This window comes from Thermosulfurimonas sp. F29 (assembly GCF_019688735.1).
Taxonomy (GTDB): Bacteria; Desulfobacterota; Thermodesulfobacteria; order Thermodesulfobacteriales; family Thermodesulfobacteriaceae; genus Thermosulfurimonas_A.
This window is the reverse complement of the sequence record NZ_JAIFYA010000001.1, coordinates 257,501-276,716: the sequence shown is the minus strand read 5'-3', so window position 1 is coordinate 276,716 and position 19,216 is coordinate 257,501. Positions and strand designations below refer to the sequence as shown.

At 60.7% G+C, this 19,216-nt stretch carries 22 protein-coding genes; 9 read left to right on the top strand and 13 right to left on the bottom strand.

All coding sequences use genetic code 11. The features are described 5' to 3' along the window. Window positions 1–2: 2 nt before the first annotated feature. Genes K3767_RS01365 through K3767_RS01355 form a run of 3 tightly spaced genes read left to right on the top strand, consistent with a single transcriptional unit; the run spans window position 3 to window position 2,703 of the window. Entirely contained in the window at window positions 3–785 is a 783-nt protein-coding gene (locus K3767_RS01365) for a ParB/RepB/Spo0J family partition protein (protein ID WP_221171773.1), read from the top strand. Further along, a complete protein-coding gene (gene amrB, locus K3767_RS01360; RefSeq protein ID WP_221171772.1) occupies window positions 782–1,975 on the top strand; it encodes an AmmeMemoRadiSam system protein B in 1,194 nt (397 codons plus the stop codon). The genes K3767_RS01365 and amrB overlap by 4 nt, the downstream gene beginning before the upstream one ends. Next, the gene (locus K3767_RS01355) at window positions 1,975–2,703 is read left to right on the top strand and encodes a pseudouridine synthase (RefSeq protein ID WP_255592233.1); all 729 of its coding nucleotides are present in this window, start codon (window positions 1,975–1,977) and stop codon (window positions 2,701–2,703) included. Before amrB ends, K3767_RS01355 begins: the two co-directional genes overlap by 1 nt. Here K3767_RS01355 and K3767_RS01350 read toward each other — a convergent pair. The 12 genes from K3767_RS01350 to K3767_RS01295 form a co-directional block, all read right to left on the bottom strand. Continuing rightward, the gene (locus tag K3767_RS01350) at window positions 2,672–3,661 is read right to left on the bottom strand and encodes a beta-ketoacyl-ACP synthase III (protein ID WP_221171770.1); all 990 of its coding nucleotides are present in this window, start codon (window positions 3,659–3,661) and stop codon (window positions 2,672–2,674) included. The two genes, K3767_RS01355 and K3767_RS01350, sit on opposite strands and share 32 nt — an antisense overlap. Then, window positions 3,658–4,665 carry a phosphate acyltransferase PlsX gene (gene plsX, locus K3767_RS01345; RefSeq protein ID WP_370630435.1) on the bottom strand — a complete coding sequence of 336 codons (1,008 nt, stop codon included), beginning with the start codon at window positions 4,663–4,665 and terminating at the stop codon, window positions 3,658–3,660. The genes K3767_RS01350 and plsX overlap by 4 nt, the downstream gene beginning before the upstream one ends. Window positions 4,666–4,695: 30 nt before the next feature. Further along, window positions 4,696–4,878, bottom strand: coding sequence for a 50S ribosomal protein L32 (gene rpmF / locus K3767_RS01340; RefSeq protein WP_221171768.1), 183 nt, complete (start codon window positions 4,876–4,878; stop codon window positions 4,696–4,698). A gap of 1 nt (window position 4,879) precedes the next feature. Then, the gene (locus K3767_RS01335) at window positions 4,880–5,422 is read right to left on the bottom strand and encodes a DUF177 domain-containing protein (protein WP_221171767.1); all 543 of its coding nucleotides are present in this window, start codon (window positions 5,420–5,422) and stop codon (window positions 4,880–4,882) included. Between the two features lie 62 nt (window positions 5,423–5,484). Further along, window positions 5,485–6,117, bottom strand: a complete 633-nt coding sequence (locus tag K3767_RS01330) for an HAD family hydrolase (RefSeq protein ID WP_221171766.1) — start codon at window positions 6,115–6,117, stop codon at window positions 5,485–5,487. After that, window positions 6,114–7,088, bottom strand: a complete 975-nt coding sequence (locus tag K3767_RS01325; RefSeq protein WP_221171765.1) for a polyprenyl synthetase family protein — start codon at window positions 7,086–7,088, stop codon at window positions 6,114–6,116. Before K3767_RS01325 ends, K3767_RS01330 begins: the two co-directional genes overlap by 4 nt. Before the next feature lie 145 nt (window positions 7,089–7,233). Then, window positions 7,234–8,715 (bottom strand): carbohydrate porin, encoded by a 1,482-nt coding sequence (locus K3767_RS01320; protein WP_221171764.1) that lies wholly within the window; start codon window positions 8,713–8,715, stop codon window positions 7,234–7,236. 12 nt (window positions 8,716–8,727) lie between these two features. Continuing rightward, window positions 8,728–8,925, bottom strand: coding sequence for a hypothetical protein (locus K3767_RS01315; RefSeq protein ID WP_221171763.1), 198 nt, complete (start codon window positions 8,923–8,925; stop codon window positions 8,728–8,730). A gap of 2 nt (window positions 8,926–8,927) precedes the next feature. Continuing rightward, window positions 8,928–10,517 carry a ferrous iron transport protein B gene (gene feoB, locus K3767_RS01310; protein ID WP_221171762.1) on the bottom strand — a complete coding sequence of 530 codons (1,590 nt, stop codon included), beginning with the start codon at window positions 10,515–10,517 and terminating at the stop codon, window positions 8,928–8,930. Continuing rightward, window positions 10,430–11,083, bottom strand: coding sequence for a FeoB small GTPase domain-containing protein (locus K3767_RS01305; protein WP_221171761.1), 654 nt, complete (start codon window positions 11,081–11,083; stop codon window positions 10,430–10,432). Before K3767_RS01305 ends, feoB begins: the two co-directional genes overlap by 88 nt. Then, a complete protein-coding gene (locus K3767_RS01300) occupies window positions 11,080–11,310 on the bottom strand; it encodes a FeoA family protein (RefSeq protein ID WP_221171760.1) in 231 nt (76 codons plus the stop codon). Before K3767_RS01300 ends, K3767_RS01305 begins: the two co-directional genes overlap by 4 nt. After that, complete coding sequence (locus K3767_RS01295; protein WP_221171759.1) at window positions 11,307–11,615, bottom strand: FeoA family protein; 309 nt, start codon at window positions 11,613–11,615, stop codon at window positions 11,307–11,309. Before K3767_RS01295 ends, K3767_RS01300 begins: the two co-directional genes overlap by 4 nt. 313 nt (window positions 11,616–11,928) lie before the next feature. Here K3767_RS01295 and K3767_RS01290 point away from each other — a divergent pair, with 313 nt between their 5' ends. From K3767_RS01290 to K3767_RS01275, 4 genes are read left to right on the top strand one after another with little or no spacing between them, the layout of a single operon-like run. Continuing rightward, window positions 11,929–13,113 (top strand): argininosuccinate synthase, encoded by a 1,185-nt coding sequence (locus tag K3767_RS01290; protein ID WP_221171758.1) that lies wholly within the window; start codon window positions 11,929–11,931, stop codon window positions 13,111–13,113. 3 nt (window positions 13,114–13,116) lie between these two features. After that, window positions 13,117–13,770, top strand: a complete 654-nt coding sequence (fsa, locus tag K3767_RS01285) for a fructose-6-phosphate aldolase (protein WP_221171757.1) — start codon at window positions 13,117–13,119, stop codon at window positions 13,768–13,770. Then, complete coding sequence (locus tag K3767_RS01280) at window positions 13,767–14,318, top strand: phosphatase PAP2 family protein (RefSeq protein WP_221171756.1); 552 nt, start codon at window positions 13,767–13,769, stop codon at window positions 14,316–14,318. The genes fsa and K3767_RS01280 overlap by 4 nt, the downstream gene beginning before the upstream one ends. Beyond that, window positions 14,285–15,757: a glycosyltransferase family 39 protein gene (locus K3767_RS01275; protein ID WP_221171755.1), complete on the top strand. Its 1,473-nt coding sequence runs from the start codon at window positions 14,285–14,287 to the stop codon at window positions 15,755–15,757. Before K3767_RS01280 ends, K3767_RS01275 begins: the two co-directional genes overlap by 34 nt. Window positions 15,758–15,821: 64 nt before the next feature. Here K3767_RS01275 and K3767_RS01270 read toward each other — a convergent pair whose 3' ends face one another. Next, the gene (locus K3767_RS01270) at window positions 15,822–16,040 is read right to left on the bottom strand and encodes a hypothetical protein (protein ID WP_221171754.1); all 219 of its coding nucleotides are present in this window, start codon (window positions 16,038–16,040) and stop codon (window positions 15,822–15,824) included. A 244-nt stretch (window positions 16,041–16,284) separates the two neighbouring features. On the opposite strand from K3767_RS01270, the gene K3767_RS01265 reads away from it, so the two are divergent. Together K3767_RS01265 and K3767_RS01260 are read left to right on the top strand one after the other, a co-directional pair. Beyond that, on the top strand, window positions 16,285–17,772 hold the full coding sequence (locus K3767_RS01265) for an ATP-binding protein (protein ID WP_221171753.1): 1,488 nt from the start codon (window positions 16,285–16,287) through the stop codon (window positions 17,770–17,772). Beyond that, window positions 17,765–19,162 (top strand): sigma-54 dependent transcriptional regulator, encoded by a 1,398-nt coding sequence (locus K3767_RS01260; protein WP_221171752.1) that lies wholly within the window; start codon window positions 17,765–17,767, stop codon window positions 19,160–19,162. The genes K3767_RS01265 and K3767_RS01260 overlap by 8 nt, the downstream gene beginning before the upstream one ends. Window positions 19,163–19,216 lie beyond the last annotated feature (54 nt).

Sequence of the window (19,216 nt, the reverse complement as noted above, 5' to 3'; positions counted from 1 at the left end):
CCATGCGGGAGCTGGCCCGTTTTGAGGATCCGGTGAAAAGGCAACCTCTGAGGCTTGCGGTGTTCGAAATAGACGAGGTAAAGGTTCCCCCCTTCCAGAGAGACATTTCCGAGGGCCTGAAGAAGCACCTGGAGCTCGCCATCGAGAAGCTGGGATTCATCACCCCCATAATCGTGTGTCCCCACGAGGGGGCTTACTATGTGGTGGACGGTCAGCACCGTCTGGAGGCCCTGCGGGATCTGGGAGCCAGAGAGGTGGTGGCGGTGGTGGCTCCGGAGGAGCTCTACCTCAGCATCCTGGAGTTCAACACCGAAAAACCCCCGAATGTGAAGGAAAAGTCCCGGCAGGCCTACCGGCTCTTTCAGGAGTTCCTGCGGGAAAATCCCGAGACCATTGAGGCCGATCTCTTCACCTACTTCAAGGAACCCCAGTTTCTCACCTTCGGTTTCGTGCTGGAGGAAATGGAAAATCGGTTCCCGGCCAGTTTCTACGAGAGCCTGCTGGCGAAGATCGACCGTTTCCTTGAGGAACCCCTTTCGGAGGCCGCCGAGGAGCGGCGCCGCCGGGCTCAGGCCCTGGTTGACCTGAACCAGGAGGTGAACGCCAAGTACGCCGAACTGGGCTGGACCAATGCGCTGCTCAAGGGAGAGATCGTGCGCAAGGCCGTACAGCGGGCCTACGGAGTACGGGTGCGCACCATAGAGGACGAGTATTACGACGCCCTTTCCCGGGTGAAGGAGGCCGTACGGGAGCTCGGGCCGACGGACTTCGGCGGGATGGAATGAGACCGGACTTTACCCCCTGCCTGCGGCCTCTGGATGTGGTTCCGGTGGAATGGGAGGGGCGACCCTCCCTCATTCTCCGCGATCCCCTGGGCTACAGCGAGGAATTCCTGGTGGTTCCCCGGGTGCTGGCTCCCCTTCTCTCTCTGATGGACGGTCGGCACGACCTGCGGGACCTTCAGGCCGCCGCTACCCGCACTCTGGGACGCCTGGTCATGCTCGAGGAGGTCGTTTCCCTGGTGGAGAGACTGGAGGCCTGCGGTTTCCTGGAGGGGGAGACCTTCGAGCGTCTCCGGGAGGCCGCGGAGGCTTCCTGGCGCAACGCCTCCGTTCGTCCCCCCGCCTGCGCCGGCCGTTCCTATCCCGCCGAACCGGAGGCTCTCAGGAAGTTTCTGGAGGGGATCCTGGCCCGCGAGGTCCCTTCGCCCCGGCAGGCCCCCCGGGTGCTGGTGGCCCCGCACCTCGACCTCTCCTCTGGGGCCCGGGGCTTCGCCGCGGCCTACCGGGCTCTTTCTCTTCCCCGGGGAGCCCGGGTGCTTCTTTTCGGAACCGGTCATCACCTGTCCCATCCCCTCTCGGTGCTCACCAAGGACATGGACACCCCCCTCGGGGTCGTGCCGGTGGACCGGGAGGCGGTGGACTTCCTGTGCCGGAGGGTCTCCCGCCCCTTCCCCGACCACTTCTCTCACCGAAACGAACACTCGCTGGAATTCCAGGCCCTGTTTCTGAGGTATCGTTTCGCGGACTTCAGGGTGGTGCCCATCCTTTTCGGACCGGTGGAGGGTTACCTCTCCGAGGGAAGGGACCCCTTTGAGGCGGAACCTCTTTACCGGGAATGGCTTTCCGCCCTTCGGAAACTCCTGGACGAACGCACCTGTCTGGTGCTGGGCATAGACTTTGCCCATCTGGGCCTCCGGTACGGTGATCCCTTCCCGGCGGGCGAAAGGGAAGGCCGCGAGGCCCTCCGCCGGGATCGAGCCCTCCTTGAGGCCCTGTTTTCCGGGGATTACCCGCGGTTTTTCCTCGAAGCCCGGCAAAGTCTCCCCTTCAAGATCTGTGGACTGAGCGTTCTCCTCTTTACGGCCCGGATGCTTTCCGGTCTGGATCTGCGGGGGGAAATATATCACCAGGAGGCGGTGCCCTTCGGTCCGGGTTCTCTCGTCTCCATCGCTGCGGCGGGAATTTACCGGTGATGCGCCTGGATCGTTTCCTCGCCGAAGCCGGGCTGGGCTCCCGCAGGGAGGTGAAAAAGCTGATCCTTAAGGGCCGTGTGACCGTAAACGGAAGGCGGGTGCGGGATCCCGCCTATCGGGTCCGGCCCGGCGAGGAGGTGACCCTGGACGGAGAACCGGTACCCACTCCTCAGGGACCCCGGTACTTTCTCCTTTACAAGCCCCGGGGCTATGTGACCTCCACCCGTGATCCTCATCCCACGGTAATGGAGTTTTTCCGGGATGTGCCCCGGGCCGAAAGGCTTTTCCCGGTGGGCCGACTCGATCGGGATGCCGAAGGGCTCCTCCTCGTAACCGACGACGGGGAACTGGCCCACAGGCTCCTTCACCCCAGGTATCGCGTTCCCCGGGTCTACCGGGTCCGGGTAAGAGGTGAGTTTCCGGAGGAGAAGCTTCGCGCCTTTGAGGAGGGGTTCGTCCTGGACGGCCGGAGGACCCTTCCGGCCCGGGCCCGGATCCTGGAAAGAGGCGAGGAGGACACTCTTCTCGAAATAACCCTCTTCGAGGGCCGGCATCATCAAATAAAACGCATGTTTCGGGCCCTGGGGTTTGAGGTGATCGGCCTGAAAAGGGTGCGCTTCGGTCCTCTGGAACTCGGCCACCTGCGCCCGGGAGAATTCCGGAAACTTAGTCCGGAAGAGATTCAGAGACTGAAACTTACCACCGCATCAGCACGGAGGCCCAGGTGAAGCCCCCCCCGAACGAGACCATGAGGACGAGATCGCCTTCTTTAAGTCGCCCCTCCTCCAGGGCCTCGTCGAGAGCGATGGGGATGCTGGCCGCTGAAGTGTTGCCGTAGCGGTGTATGTTTACGAAGACCTTTTCCGGCGGAAGTTCCAGCCGTTCCCGGAGGTATTCTATTATGCGGATGTTGGCCTGATGAGGGATGAGAAGGTCCAGTTCCCCGGGGGCCACCCCGGCGGTCTCAAGGGCCTCCATGGCCACGGCTTCCATGGCCCGCACGGCCTGTTTGAAGACCTCCCGTCCCTGCATGCGGATGAAGTAGTCCTCGCGGGGGATGCGGGGATCACACGGGGGATACAGGGAACCGCACCCCTTGAGGGTGAGGAGGTGCCACAGGGAGCCGTCGGCGTGGAGGTGGGTGGAAAGCACCCCTCTTTCACCGTCCGGGGATCCCGTGACCACCGCGGCCCCGGCCCCGTCCCCAAAAAGGACGCAGGTGGTCCGGTCCTCCCAGTTGGTCTTGTGGGAAAGGACCTCGCTTCCGATGACCAGGATCTTGCGTTTCGGGTCCTCCCGCACGAACTTGTCGGCTATGGAAAGGGCGTAGAGAAAACCCGAACAGGTGGCCGAGAGATCGAAGGCCCCGGCGCGTCTGGCTCCCAGAGCCTGCTGCACCAGCACCGCCACCGAGGGCATGAGGTAGTCCGGGGTGAGGGTGGCCACGATGATGAGGTCCAGGTCCTCCGGGGAGACCCCGGCCCGGGAGAGGGCCCTGCGGGCGGCGGTGGTGGCCAGCCGACTGTTGGATTCCCCTTCCCCCACGATGCGCCTTTCCTTGATGCCGGTGCGCTGCGTGATCCATTCGTCCGAGGTGTCCACCATCCTTTCCAGATCCTGATTGGTGAGCACTCTCGAGGGCAGCGCCCGCCCGGTTCCCAGAATAAAGGCTCCGGCTTTCCTCATGAGATGGCCTGAAGGTCCGAGGGATGTTTCCGACGATCCAGGGCTTCCTTTAACTTCTCCACCAGACCCATTTCCACGAAGCGCCTGGCCGTGAAGATGGCGTTGCGGACGGCCCGGGCGTCGGACCGACCGTGTCCGATAATGACCACGCCGTTCACCCCGAGAAGCGGCGCCCCCCCGTATTCCCGCCAGTCCGTTCGGCGCCGGAATCGGTTGAGCGCCCTCCGGGCCAGACCGAATCCCAGCACGGCCAGAGGGTCGCGCCTCACTTCCCGCCTGAGCATTTCGGCAAGGGCCTCGGCCACCCCCTCCGAGACCTTGAGGCAGATGTTCCCCACGAATCCGTCACACACGATGACCTCGGCCTCACCGGAATAGATGTGCCGCCCCTCCACATTCCCTATGTAGTTGAGGGAACTTTCCTCAAGGAGACTGTGCGCTCTCTTTACCAGGAAGTTCCCCTTGCCCCCCTCCTCCCCTATGGAAAGAAGCCCCACCCGGGGAGCCCTGAGCCCCAGGATCTTCTCCGAAAAGAGCGCCCCCATGATGGCGAACTGGAGGAGATGGTTGGGCTTGCAGTCCACATTGGCGCCGGCGTCGATCAGCACCGCGGGATTCTTCAGCGTGGGAAGCACCGTGGCGATGGCCGGACGGGACACCCCGGGCAGTCTTCCCAGAAGGAAAAGGGCACAGGCGTAGGTTACTCCCGAGTTTCCCGCGCTCACCACCGCCCCGGCCCGTCCCTCTTTTACCAGCTCAAAGGCCCGGCGGATGGAAGAACGGGGTTTCCTCCGCAGGGCTTCGCTGGGGGTCTCGTCCATTTCCACCCATTCCGGGGCGGGTACCTTCTCCACCCGTTCGTGGTCGGGGAAGGCGGAAAGGGCCTCCTCCGTGCCCACCAGGTACACGAAGAGATCCCGGCTCTCCCGGAGGGCCCGGTGGGCTCCGGCCAGGATCTCCCGGGGGGCGTGGTCGCCCCCCATCACATCTAGAGCGATCCTGATCACCCTCTCAACCCCGGGCCGGGCTCACCGTCAAACCTCTTCGGAGGGCAGGAACTCCTTTCCCCGATAAGTCCCGCAGCTGGGACAGATCCGATGGGGAAGCTTGGGAGCCTTGCACCGGGGGCACACCGAAATGCTGGGAGCGGTAAGGTGTTTGTGCGCCCGGCGCATTCCGCGGCGCGAACGCGAGGTCTTTCTCTTGGGAACCGCCATCTTACCTACCTCCTGCCTGTGAAGTCTTCTTCAATAGATTCTTCAGCACCGCGAAGGGGCTTTCCCGGTGCACCGCGCATCCGCAGGCCCCTTCGTTTAGGTTCTTGCCACAGCGGGGACACAGCCCCCGACAATCCTCCCGACAGAGCTTTTTGTAGGGTACGGCCAGGATCACCTGCTCCCGCACCAGCTCGTCCACCGGAATCACATTTCCCTCAAAGAAGATCACCTCCAGGTCCTCCGCACTGAGCCTGGTTTCCTCCTGAAGGGGTAGGCTGGCCACCGGCCTGAACTCCACCTCGAACTCCTCCCGCACCTCCATCTCAAAGCGCTCCAGACACCGATCACAGGAAAGTTCCACCCGGGTTTCCACCCGGCCTTTGGCTTTAACATTGATTCCCTCTTTTTTCAAGAAGACCCGGGCCGAAAGAGGCTTTTTCAGGGGAAAACAGTCCGCAAGGAGTTCCGGCCCCTCCTCGAACTCCAGTCGTAAGCCCTCAGGGGGGATGTCCTCGAGAGGGATCCTCAAAGCGGGTTTTTCCATGGGAAAGACCTCCCTTCCTGGAGCTCCGGACCACCCCGGCCCGGAAGACCCTTTCCCCAAGCTTACTCCCTTTCGGTGGGGAAGGAAAGTAAGGTCCGGAGTTCCCGATAGCTTTTTACATGATAGTCCGCGGAAAGAGAAGGGTTCCTGTAGGCCACGAGCGGCACCCCTACGGCCCGGCAGAGACGAAGGTCCACCTCGGAGTCTCCGATGTAAAGGGCCTCCGAGGGGGTTACCCGGAAGTGGTTCAGAATCACGGTCAGGGCCTCCGGGTGGGGTTTCGGTTTGGGGCTCCTGAGTGCGGTCATGACCAGATCGAAGTACTCCTTAAGGCCGTAGATCTCCAGCAGACGACCCATGGTGGTGGTGCGGTTGGTGGAGATGGCCAGCCGGAAACGGGGCCTGGCCCATTCCAGAAATTCCTTAAGCCCCGGCTCCATCCTCATGAACCGCAGGAACTTCTCGTAGGGAAGGTTCCTATGGTATTCCAGGGCGGCGGGCAGTTTTTCCGGGTGATTCCGGAAGAGATATTTTACGGACTCCTCGGCGGTGTGCATGTGTACATAGTGAAGCTCCTCCTCACTCAGAGGCCCTCGCCCTAGGGCGCGGCAGATGTCTTCGTAATAGGCGCGGTTGGCCTCCCGCGAGTCAAAGAGCACCCCGTCGCAGTCAAAGACCAGGAGTTTCGGTCTCACTTCTGTCTCTCCAGGATGTAGCGCGTGAGATCCTCAAGAAGGTATCGGGTGGGGTTGGGGGGGAAGTGAAGGAGGTTTTCCAGGGCCCGGTCCACCTCTTCCCGGGCCTTTTTGCGGGTATAATCGAAGCCTCCGCAGCGGGCGATGATCTCCCGGGCCTCCCGGAACCCTTCCGGCGTGGGATCGGTGTCGCGCAACAGGGCCAGAAGACGGGAACGATCGGGATCGGAGGCGGTTCGCAGGGCGTAAAGCAGAGGCAGGGTCACCTTGCCCTCCTTGAAGTCCGTGCCGAGGTCCTTTCCCGTTTTTTCGGAGACCCCCACATAGTCAAGAAGGTCGTCGGTGATCTGGAAGGCCAGGCCCAGGTGCCTCCCGAAGTCCCGAAGCCGCCGCCGTTCCTCCCCGGAGACCCCGGCCATGATCCCCCCGCACTCGCAGGCCGCTGAAATCAGGGCTGCGGTCTTGCGGAAGATGACCTCCTCGTATTCCGCCTCGGTAAGTCCGGTGTTGTCGCAATTTAGAAGCTGGAGCACCTCCCCCTCGCTCATGAGGAGGGTGGTTTCGGTAACCACCTTCAGGACCTCGAAGTTGCCCTTTTCCACCGCGATGCGCAGGGCCCGGGCGTAGAGGTAGTCTCCCACCAGGATGGTGGCCTGGTTGCCCCACAGGTTGTGCGCCGCCCGGCGTCCCCGGCGAAACTCCGCCCCGTCCACCACATCGTCGTGAAGGAGGGTGGCGGCGTGCAGGTACTCGAAAAGCACCGCCAGATCGTAAATCCGCGGATCCTCGTATCCGCAGAGCCTGGCGCACAGCACCGTAAGGAGCGGTCGCAGGCGTTTTCCCCCGGCAAAGAGGATGTAGTGGCTGACCTCGTTTATGAAGGGGACCTGCGAGGCCCGCACCGCGGAAAGTGCCTCTTCGATTCTCCGGAGATCCCCGGCAAGGGCTGCTTTTAACCTTTCCTTTTCCATGGTCCGAATCTATAATGCTACAAAACGAAAGAAATGGGAAGGCTTCCATCCCCGGTTTCCGGTTGACCGGAAACCGGGGATAAGCCAGATTCGGAGCTTACTCTCTTTTTTCCGCGACCTTACCGGGGTTAGTTTTTTCGGTCTCTCAGTACTCCCACACTCCCCGGAGGGTGAAGACCCAGAAGCCGTCGTCGCGAAGACCGGCCGGGTTCCAGGTGTACTGAAGGTCCGGGGTCAGGGCCAGATGCTCCGCCGCCTTCAGACGATAATAGACCTCCAGGTGCCACTCGTCCCGGGCCTCGTGCCGGTGCATGTGCGGATCAAACCCCAGCCGCGCCGCATATACCCCCTTCGCCTCCCAGTAGTCCTCGTAATCGTCCGAAATCCCGAACCAGGCCACACCAAGCCCCAGCTCGTCCCCCTCGCGTCCCCATAACCTTCCGGAAACCGATATTCCTGCGCTCGCCGCCTGCTCAAACCCGTAGGAAAAGTCCAGATCCGTAAGATCCCCGTTCCAGTAGCCCGCAAGATCTCCACCCCGCCATCCGTAGCGCAAAAACACCCCCACGCCCTCGGCCACCTCCTGATCAAAGGACAACCCGAATCCCCAGGCCGCCTTGTCGTTTTCCGGGCTCCGGGCCCCACCGGAGGCAAAATAGTCCTCAAGCTCGTCCCACTCGAGGTGCTTCTCCCCCTGATACCACACATAGAACCGATAATTTCCCGGCCGACCCAGAAATTCAGTGCTTACCGCAAGCTGCCCCACCAGAAAGGGATAGTCAAAGAGGTTGTCCCAGCTCGAATCCGCGTCCTCGTAGCCCAGGGTAAGGGCCCACCTCTCCGTCTCGTAACTGGCCACCATCCCGAAGCTGTAGGAGGCCCACTCCACCGCGGCGTTGTTCACGAAGACCGGACTCATGAACTGCCCGTTCTCGTCGTTGGCGTAGGCGTTCTGGTCCACCTCCGTGGTGATGTCGATCTTCCCGAACCGGAACCTGAACCTCCCGCTCCCGAAGGCCCACTCCCTCTCGTACCAGGCCTCGCTCACCCGCACATCCCCGTCCTCGGTCTCCACCGGCACCATGGAAAGGGCCTCGTCCACGATCCCCGAAAACGACGGCACCTCGGAGTCCGGATTCTTACCCGAGCCCATCTCAAGGAGCACATAGGCCCTATCCCTTTCCGAAAATTCCGCGGAAAGCTCCAGATCCACCGCCGCCGCCCCGTAGGCCTTGTCCTCGTCGGTTATGACCGGCCCTATGTTCCCGGCCGGCTCCCGTCCGCCGTGGGCGTGAAGGTTGGCCGCCTCCCTGTCCACGCCCACCACCCCCTGCACCAGACCGGCCACCGAAAGCCCCACCTCCACCCTCTCGTACCAAGGTCTCTCGGCCCCGGTGGCCGCGGTCTCCGCCACCGGACTGCGCTCCCTCTCGTAGGCCGCAAGCCTGCGCTCAAGCTCCGAGACCCGCTCGGCAAGCCTCCGGTTCTCCTCCATCACCTGCCGGAGCATCCTCTTCAGCTCCTCCACCTCCGGAGAGAGGGCCAAAACCTCTCCCGTAAAACCCACCCCGAAAATTACCGTCAAGGCCATGGTCATCAACAGAATCTTGCCTTTTATCCATTCCATCTTGCACCTCCTTTAATTTTGTTGATTCTCTTTTGCAGTAAAAAGGTAAAAAAATTTTTGAGAAATTTTTGAAGATCTACTGGCCGGGCAGTTTTGGTCGGGACAATGGCAGCAGGGGCTTTCGTCCTGAAAGAGCCGCCATATCTTTCGCATCAGAACCCACAGACTCACCGTCACGATGAGTCCGAAGACCACATCCGTACCGCTCATCCTTAACCTCCGTATCCCAAGAATTTTCCTGTTTGATACAGGGAGAAAGTCAGACTGTAAGCCAGGAGGAGATGGGAGAGCACCATGAGCCCGGTAAGTCGGAGACTGCGGAATTCCATGTAGAAGGCCGCCAGCACCACCATGCAGGGCATGTAGAGCAGGACGAAGATCATGAAGGCGTAAGCCGAAAGGGGATCGTAAGTCTTGCGTATACGGGAGAGGAGGGGAGAGCTCGTCTCTTCCGGTTTCAAACTCACGGGGTAAAGTCCGCCTAAAAGATTGTGAAGGGCTTTCGTAAAGGCCCCCGGCAATCCCCTGAGGACCTCTCCCCAGCTCCTTATGGGAAATCCCTGAGGGGGGCTTTCTGTCTCCTCCGGTGTTTGCTTCGGGCCGTAGATCTGGCCCAGAGTACTTACCACCACCTCTTTAGCTATTACACCGGTAAGCAGGGAAGCTGCGGCCTCCCATCTCCCGAATCCCAGAGGTTCTAATACCGGAGCCACTTTTTCACTCAGCCGTCCGAGATAAGAGTCCTTCAGGGACCGTGTGTTGGGAGGCATGTGCAGCAGAAGCCACACCAGGATGGAAGCGATCAGGATATAGGTTCCGGCCTTTACGGCAAAGTGGCGTGTCTTTTCCCAAGTATGAGTGAGTAGGTATCTGGCTCTGGGCAGCCGATAGGGAGGTAATTCCATAACAAAAAGGGAACTTTCCTCCCGGAATAAGGTTTTCTGGAGAATAATTCCCAGCACCAAGGCGGCACCGATTCCCAGGATGTAAAGAGACCAGATTATCGTTCCGGTGTGTGACCCGAAAAGGGCTCCCGCAAATAGAACATACACGGGAAGTCGTGCTCCACACGACATGAGGGGAGCCAGAAAGGCCGTAAGCACCCGATCCCTTCTGGAATCGAGAACCCGCGTGGCATAGACCGCAGGCACATTGCACCCGAAGCCGAGAAGAAGCGGGATGAAACTCTTGCCGTGAAGTCCAACGGTATGCATGGCCCGATCCATTACGAAGGCGGCCCGGGCCAGGTATCCGCTTCCCTCAAGAAAGGTGATGAGAAACATCATGGCGAAGATTACCGGAAGAAAGACCGCCACCGTGCCCACTCCGGCCACTATTCCGTCAAGCACAAGGGATCGGAACCACTCCGGGGCCGAAACCCCGGAGAGAACCCAGGCCAGGGTATCGGTAAGGGCCCCGGAGATGAGGGTGTCGAGCCAGTCCGCAAAGGGTGCGGAAAGGTCAAAGGCCAGTTTGAAAAGTAGCCACATAGCTCCCAGAAAGACGGGAAGTCCCAGGTAGCGATGCAGGAATATCCGATCCAGCTTCTCCGAAAGATCCGGTCGGGGGGCCTCCCTGCGGGCGCACTCCCGCACCACTCCGGCCGCCAACCCGTACCGGGTCTCGGCCAGAACCTGGCCGAGATCGCCGTGAGCCGAACGCAGGTGTCTTAGCCCCGGAAGATCCGGAAGGGCGGAGATCCCGGTCTCCTTCATTACCTTTTCATCCTCCTCCAGCAGCTTGAGGCTACCCAGCGCCCCGGATAACGATCCAGAAGGTGGCTCGCCTCCCGGCTTAACCATCCCTCAAGCTCCGCTATAGCCCTTTCCACCTCCTCTCCGTAACGCGGAACTCCGTTAACCCTCACCTCCTTCCGGGCTACCTTTAAGGCCACGCGGAGGGCTTCCTGTACTCCCTCGCCCCTCACGGCCACGGCGGGAACCACCGGGATCCCGAGTGCTTCCTCCAGTCTCTCCGCGGCAATCTTCCATCCCTTTTTTTGGGCCTCGTCCATCATATTGAGCACCAGTACCACCGGTCTTCCGGTTTCCAGTAACTGCAGGGTGAGGTAGAGATTTCGCTCGAGATTGGTGGCGTCCACGATGTTCAGCACCACATCCGGTCTTTCCTTCACCAGAAAATCCCGGGCGATAAGCTCCTCCAGACTGAAAGGGCTCAGGCTATAGGTTCCGGGAAGATCCACCAGTCGCACTTTTGCCCCGTCAACCTCCATCCGCGCCTCCTTCTTTTCCACCGTAACCCCGGGCCAGTTGCCCACGCGGAGTCTGGTTCCGGCCAGGGCGTTCACGAAGGTGGTCTTCCCGGTGTTGGGATTTCCGGCCACCGCTACCACTATCTCCTCTTTCATGAGAGTACCTCCACCAGGATTTTTTCCGCCTCCTCCCTGCGGAGGGAGAGCCGGTAGCCCCGGATACGGATCTCCAGGGGATCCCCCAGAGGAGCCACCCGCTCCACGGAAACCGGCTCTCCGGAAAGGACTCCCATGTCCATGAGTCGCCGGCGGAGGGCCGGGGAACCGCCGCCGAGTCTTACAATCCTTACTCTGGTGCCCGGGGGGACCTCGGAGAGCCTCATGACCGCTCCTCCGCTCGTTCTACCAGGATGCGAGCGGCCTGCCCCCGGCCCAGCACGAACCGGCTCTCCCCCACCCTCAGGACCACCGGGCCACAACCCCGGTTTTCCAGTACCTCCACCTCCTGTCCGGGCCGCAATCCCAGTACCTCAAAAAGTCTCCGCCCCCATCCCCTCCCTCGACCGCATTCGCAACCTCGCCCTCTTCTCCTTCCCCATCCTCTTCCTCCTCCCTCTACTTCCTCGACCCAACCGCTAACCCTGCCTCTCTCTCCGGACTTCAGGTCAGTTATCCTTACTTCACCCATGGCCGTCACCTCCCTTTAGTTATTGAAAATCTTTTGCACTAAAATACTACAAAGTCTTTTCGCCTTGTCAAGAGGTTAAATCGGGGCTCAAGACGGGTTCATGTATTACAAATTTTTATTTATTGAGAATGAATTTCAGATAATTTTGAAGGGATCTTCTCCGGAGTTGTCGGCACTAGGGTGGCTGGGGCGAAGCCCCCAACGCGAGAGGTGGCCTCGCCGAAGATCATGAGAGAATGGAACAGGAAAAGGGGGTGAATAGTTCCCGAAAACGGGCTATGCTTGAAAAAGGTTTTTTCAGGGAGGTCCTGGGATGCCCGAAAAGATCGTGCTGGCCTACTCCGGAGGCCTGGACACCTCGGTAATCCTCAAATGGCTCATCGAGAAGTACCGGTGCCCGGTGGTGGCCTTCTGTGCGGATGTGGGCCAGGAGGAGGACTGGGAGGAGGTGCGCCGCAGGGCCCTTTCCGTGGGGGCCGAGGACATCGTGATCCGGGATCTGCGGGAGGAATTCGTTTCGGAGTTCGTCTTCACGGCCCTCAAGGCCAACGCCGCCTACGAGGGCTGGTATCTCATGGGGACCTCGCTGGCCCGGCCGCTCATTGCCCGCGAGCAGGTTCGGGTGGCCCGGGAGGTGGGGGCCGACGCCGTGGCCCACGGGGCCACCGGCAAGGGAAACGATCAGGTCCGTTTCGAGCTCACCTACGCGGCCCTGGCCCCGGACCTCAAGGTCATCGCCCCCTGGCGGGAGTGGGAGTTCCAGGGTCGGGAGGACCTCATCCGGTTTGCCGAGGAGCATGGTATCCCCGTTCCGGTCACCCGGGAAAAGCCCTACAGCATCGACGCCAATCTCTTTCACATAAGTTACGAGGGAGGGATCCTGGAGGATCCCTGGGCGGAGCCCCCGGAGGACATGTTCCGGATGACCGTCTCCCCGGAGCGGGCCCCGGACGAGCCGGAGTATGTGGAGATCGAGTTCGAGAGGGGGGTGCCGGTGGCGATAAACGGGGAGAAACTCGGCCCTGTGGAGCTTCTCCTCCGGGTCAACGAGATCGGGGGTCGGCACGGGGTGGGCCGGGTGGACATGGTGGAGAACCGGTTCGTGGGGCTCAAGAGCCGCGGCATTTACGAGACCCCTGGGGGAACCATCCTCCAGGTGGCCCACCGGGCCCTCGAGCACCTCACCATGGATCGGGAGGTCATGCACCTGCGGGACTCCCTGGTGCCGAAGTTCGCGGAGCTTATCTATTACGGTTTCTGGTTCTCCCCGGAGATGGAGGCCCTTAGGGCCTTCATCGAGGAAACCCAGAAAAGTGTCACCGGCACGGTGCGCCTCAAGCTCTACAAAGGAAATGTCATGGTGGTGGGGCGGAAGTCCCCGGTGAGTCTATATCGCCGGGAACTGGCGAGCTTCGACGAGGCCGGGGGCTACGATCAGAAGGACGCCGAGGGCTTTATAAAACTCCAGGCCCTGAGGTTAAAACTCGGAAGGAGGTAGCGGATGAAGATCTTTATTGACACCGCGGACATAAACGAGATCCGGGAGATCAAGGCCCTGGGGATTCTCGACGGGGTGACCACCAACCCCTCGCTGGTCAAAAAGACCGGGCGACCCTGGAAGGAGGCCGTAAGCGAAATCCTTAAAGAATGCGAGGGGCTTCCGGTTTCCGTGGAGGTGGTAGCCACGGACGCCGGGGGCATGATCCGGGAGGCCCGGGAGCTGGCCAGGCTGGGGGATAACGCCGTGATCAAGATCCCCTGTACCGAGGAGGGCATTAAGGCCGTAAGGACCCTCACGGCCGAGGGCATAAAGACCAATGTCACCCTGGTCTTTTCCCCCCTTCAGGCCCTTCTTGCGGCCAAGGTGGGGGCCACCTATGTTTCGCCCTTCATCGGCCGCATCGACGACATCGGCTATGACGGCCTTTCGGTGATTGAGGAGGTGGTGAACATTTACGAGGTTTACGGAGTGGAGACCGAGATCATTGCCGCGAGCATACGCCATGTGGATCATGTGCGCCGGTGTGCCGAGCTGGGGGTGGACATTGCCACCATCCCCTACAAGGTCATAAAGCAGATGTTCCGGCACCCGCTCACGGATGTGGGGCTTGAGCGTTTCCTCCGCGACGCCGAGGAGGCAGGTATCAAGATTTGAGCGCTCTTTTCCATCTCCTGAATCGCGACCTGGGCCCCGCCGTGGATCGGCTCATGGTGCTGGTGAGCCGACCCGAGGTGATCTGGATTTTTTTCGTGCTGGCAGGGGGAGTGGTGGTGCTGCGAAAGGGGCGGTCGGGGATGGAGGCCGTGGTGGTGGCGCTGGCGGTGGTGCTCGTGGTGGACTTCGCCTGCGCCCGACTCCTTAAACCCTTTTTCGCGCATCCGCGTCCCTACGCCGCGCTCTCCGGGGTGCGCGTCTTTAAGGGCGGGCGATTCCGGATCACGAAACGGCCCCTTTCCGCCGAACACTACGGATTCCCCTCCTGTCACGCCACCAACACCGCGGCGGCGGCGGTGGCCCTCTCCCTGGCCGATCCCCTGGTGGCCCCGGCCACGGGCGCCTTCACCCTTCTGGTGGGAGTCTCCAGGGTCTATCTGGGGGCGCACTTTCCCGAGGATGTCCTCTTCGGCTGGGCCTTCGGAGGACTTGCGGGATTCGCGGGAGGGATGCTTTGGCGACGAAGGACCACGAAAAAGGGCTCCTAGACCTCCTTTTTTCCATCGAGGGCCTTTTCCTTCTGATCATCCTGGCCTTCAGGCTGGGATTTGTCCGGGAGATTTCCCTCCAGCTCTCCCCGGACGAGGCCTACTACTGGGACTGGTCCCGGGAACTTTCCTGGGGATACTACAGCAAACCTCCGATGGTGGCCTGGCTGATTGCGGCTTTCACCCGGTTCCTGGGGGTGTCAGAGTATGCGGTGCGGGTGCCCGCGGTGTTATGCGGTCTGGGCTTCCTGGTGATCTTTTATCGTCTTACCCATCGTCTTTTTGGCCGGCTTCCCGCCCGCTGGGCTCTCTTTGCCGCGGCCCTGGTCCCCATCTTCACCGTGTTCGGTCTCCTCATGACCATAGACCCCCCGCTTCTCTTCTTCTGGACCGCGGCCCTTTACTGGGGCTGGCTGGCCGCGGAGAAAAATCGCCGGTTTCACTGGCTATCTCTCGGAATTTTCTGCGGCCTGGGGCTTCTCACGAAGCAAACCATGCTGGCCTTCGGATTTTTTTACGGCCTGTGGCTGCTGGCCTTCCGGCGGGAATTGCTCCGCACCCCCGGGCCCTGGTTGGCTCTGGTGGTGGCCCTCGTCCTCTGGGCCCCCAACCTCTACTGGATGGCCACCCATCAGTGGATCACGCTCAGGCACACCGAGCACCACTTCCGGGAACAGGGCCTGAATCCCGCAGGGCCCCTCCGCTTTCTGGCGGAACAGGCCGGGGTGTTCACCCCCCTTCTTTTCGGGCTTTTCCTGTGGGTGTCCCTGGAAATGCTCCGGCGGAGGAACTGGCGCGCCGAACCGCGTCTCACTTACCTCTGGGCCCTTTCGGCCTGGCCGTATCTTGCGGTTCTTCCCCTTTCCTTTTTCCGGAGGGTGAACGCCAACTGGCCCATGCCCTTTTTCGTGGCCGGTCTGGGGCTTGCCGCCGGGGTGATCTTTTCCCTGCGCGGCACCCGATGGCCCCGCATCCTTCGGGGACTCTATGCCCTGGGACTCCTCCTGGCCTTCCTGGGCACGGCCCTCGTCTATCAGCTTCCGCGTTTTCCGGAAAAGTTTCCCCGCCCCCTGGCCGGTCTGCTCTTTCGCTTCTACGGATGGAAGGAACTCGCCTCCGTGGTCAGGAAGTATCGCCGTCCGGGGGAGGTCATCCTGACCGACAACCGTTACTTCGCCTCGGAACTGGCCTTTTACCTTCCGGATCACCCGCGGGTCTATCAGTTTCCCGTACTGAATCCTCCCCGCTCTCAGTATCACCTCTGGGGCCTTCCCTCCCACCTCGGAGGCCGCCCCGTGCTCTGGGTGGGGCGCCACCCCTCTCCCCCATCTACGGCCTTCCTTAAACTGACCTCGGGAAAGATCCCCCTTCCCGGAGGGCGTTTCCTCTCTTACCACATCTTTCGCGGCACCTTGACACCTTCTGTCCCCGGCCCCTAAACTTAAAAATGTGCGGCAAGGAACGGTCGTTTCCCTTTTCGTCCTTTTTTCTTTCTTGATTTCTTCACCGGCCCGGGCTACCCAGATTCATCCCTACCCGGAAGGCCTCTATGTGCACCTCTTCAGCCATTTCTACTTCATGCTTTCCCTGGCCCTCATCTTCTACTGGTTTTCCCGCTACCTGCGCGTTTCCGGTAAGACCTGGTTTTACCTTAAGCTGGCCTTCCTTTTCTTTTTCTTGTGGAATCTGGATACTTCTGTGGTTCATTTCATGGAATTTCATTTTGGTTTTAAAACCTCATCTTATTACGCGTTAACTTTTTCTTCCCACCTGAGGGCTGTTACCCCCTGGGTCTGGATTTATTACTTCCTGCGCTTTGACCATTTTTTTTGCGTTCCGGCCATGTTTTTTTTGTGGAAAACGTTGAAGGAGTTTCAAAAAGCTTGCCCCTTCTGATTAAGACCGTATGAGTTTCCGCTTTCCGCTATATCCCATTTTTTTTGAAGATTTTACCGGGGCGCTTCTGATGATTCTCTTTTCTTTTCTGGCGTTAAGGGAGTCCTTGTATCTCTGGTTAAGGAATCCGCGCAATATCTTTTTCGGTTATCTTCTAGGATTGTCTTTTTCCTTCGCCTCTTTCGCCCTTTCCCGCAGTTTAGGACATATTGTCCATGTGATTCTTCTGTGGACGAACCGGGCTTCCTGGTGGCGAAGCCTGGCTCCCTTTTCCGGGGCACTCAATACCGTATTTATTTTCTGGGCGGCGATGCTTACTCTTATTTTTCCGGCGGTTTACTCCCTGTTTTCCCAGCTGGAACGGGAGGCCAAGGACCTCCGTCGCACCAAACGGGAGCTCGAGGAGGCCAATCGACGCCTGCGGGAGCTCTCTCAATCTCTCGAGGAAAAGGTGGAGGAGCGAACCCTGGCTCTCGCCCTTTCGGAGGAGAAGTTTCGCAGGCTTTTCGAGTCCTCCGGGGACGCCATCTTTTTCTGCGATCCCGAGGGGCGCCTGCGCGACATAAACCCCAGCGGTCTTGCCCTTCTGGGCTTTGCCCACAAGGAGGAAGTCCTGGGAAAGAGCCTGGGCGAGTTTTTCGTCTTCAGGGAGGACTGGGAACGCTACAGGGAGGAACTGTGCCGGGAGGGGCGCATTCACAACTTCGAGACCGAAATTCGGACCCGCGACGGGGACAGGCGATTTGTTATCATTACTTCCGATTCCATTGATTATGCGGAGGGGTGTCGGCTGGGGTGCCAGGGCATCATGAAGGATCTGACCGCCTTTAAGGAAATGACCAGACGCATGATCCATTCGGAGAAGATGGCCGCGGTGGGACAGCTGGCCGCGGGGATCGCCCACGAGATAAACACCCCTCTGGGGATCATTTACGGATACACACAGCTTCTTCGGGAGGAGCTCAAGGAAGGGCCCCCGGCGGAGGATCTGAAAAAGATCGAGGAACAGGTCAGGGTCTGTCAGCGCTTGATTGCGGATCTTCTTCTCTTTTCCCGTTCCTCGGCGGGAGAGAAGGTCCCCGTTTCGCTGAATGCCATCGTGCGCCAGGTGGTGGAGATGCTGGAGCCCACCTATCGCAAGTCCGGGGTGAGGCTGGAGGTGCACCTCGCCGAAGATCTTCCCCTCATTTCCGGGGAGGAAGGGCGCCTGAGGGAGGTCCTCCTGAACCTTCTGATTAACGCCCGGGACGCCCTGGAGGATGCGGGCGAGATCCATGTGTGGACCCGATCCGACTCCGCGGAGGTGATACTCGAGGTGGGGGACACCGGCTGCGGGGTTCCCGCCGGAATCCGCGACCGCATCTTTGAACCCTTTTTCACCACCAAGCCCCCGGGGAAGGGCACCGGTCTGGGGCTTTTCGTCTCGTACGGCATCGTCAGGGATCACGGGGGAGACATCCGGGTCCTCTCTCCCCCGCCCGCCGAGGGACCCTATAGGGCCCTGGGGATCCAGACCCTTTTCCGCATAACCTTTCCCCTGGGGGGTGAAGATGCCTGAGGCCACCGTACTTCTGGTGGACGACGAACCGGAAATGGTCCTTCTCTGGGAAAGGATTCTGCGGGGCCTTCCGGAGGTGCGCTTCGAACGGGCCTATTCCGGGGAGGAGGCCTGGGAGAAGGTGCAGCGTCTTCTGCCCGAGGTGGTGGTGGCGGATCTCAAGATGCCCGGGCTGGACGGGCTGGAGCTTCTCGCGAGGATCCGGGAGCGGGACGAGACCATCTCCGTCCTCATCGTGACCGGCTACGGGACCATCGAGCGGGCGGTGGAGGCCATAAAGAAGGGGGCCTACGACTTCATCACCAAGCCGTTTGAGAAGGAGCGCCTGCGCCATATGGTGGAAAGGGCGCTGGAACGGAGCCTTCTCCTCCGGGAAAACCGTCGCCTTAAAGCCCTCAAGGACGACTTCTGGTGGGAGGAGCTGGGTATTATCGGGCGGTCCCCCCTCATGAGGGAGCTCTTGAGCCTGGTGGAAAGGGTGGCCCCCACCAACGCCACGGTGCTCATCCGCGGGGAGTCCGGAACCGGAAAGGAGCTCATCGCCAGGGCCATACATCACCTCAGTCCCCGTCGAAGCTGGAGGATGGTGACCGTAAACTGCGCGGCCATTCCGGAAAACATCCTGGAGAGCGAACTTTTCGGCTATGTCAAGGGAGCCTTCACCGGGGCCGACCGGGACAAGACGGGTCTATTTCAGGAGGCCGACGGATCCACCATCTTCCTGGACGAAATCGGGGACATGCCTCCCTCCCTTCAGGTCAAACTGCTGCGTGTGCTTCAGGACGGTGAGGTCCGCCCTCTGGGGTCCACCCAGAGTCGAAGAGTTAATGTGCGGGTCATCGCCTCCACCAATCAGGATCTAGAGAAAAAGATGGCCGAGGGACGCTTCCGGGAGGACCTTTACTATCGCCTGAACGAGGTCACCCTGTGGGTGCCCCCTCTTCGCGAACGGGGGGACGATGTCCTGCTTCTGGCCGAACACTTTCTCGAGGAGTACGCCCGGGAATACGGACGACCGGGACTGCGTTTCTCTCCGGAGGCCCTGGAGTTCCTTAAGGCACAACCCTGGAGGGGTAATGTTCGCGAACTCAAGAATGCGGTGAAAAGGGCCGTCCTTCTGGCCCGGGAGAACACCATTACCCCCGGCGACCTCAAGCTTTCCCTGAGGCCCGGGGCTCCGGAAGCCCGTCCCTTCTACCTCCGTCCCTATCACGAGGCCAAGAGGGAGGTGATGGACGAGTTCGCCCGCCAGTACCTGGAGGGATTGCTGCGCCACACCGGGGGAAATGTCTCCCAGGCGGCCCGGCTGGCCGGTCTGGAACGCCCCAGCTTCCAGAGGCTCCTCCGCCGCTACGGCATCTCCGCCGAAAAGTTTCGTCCTGCAACCTAAAGGTAGCACCTGCCACTTTTAAGTTACAATTTTTTAAACTTTTAGTCAGACGAA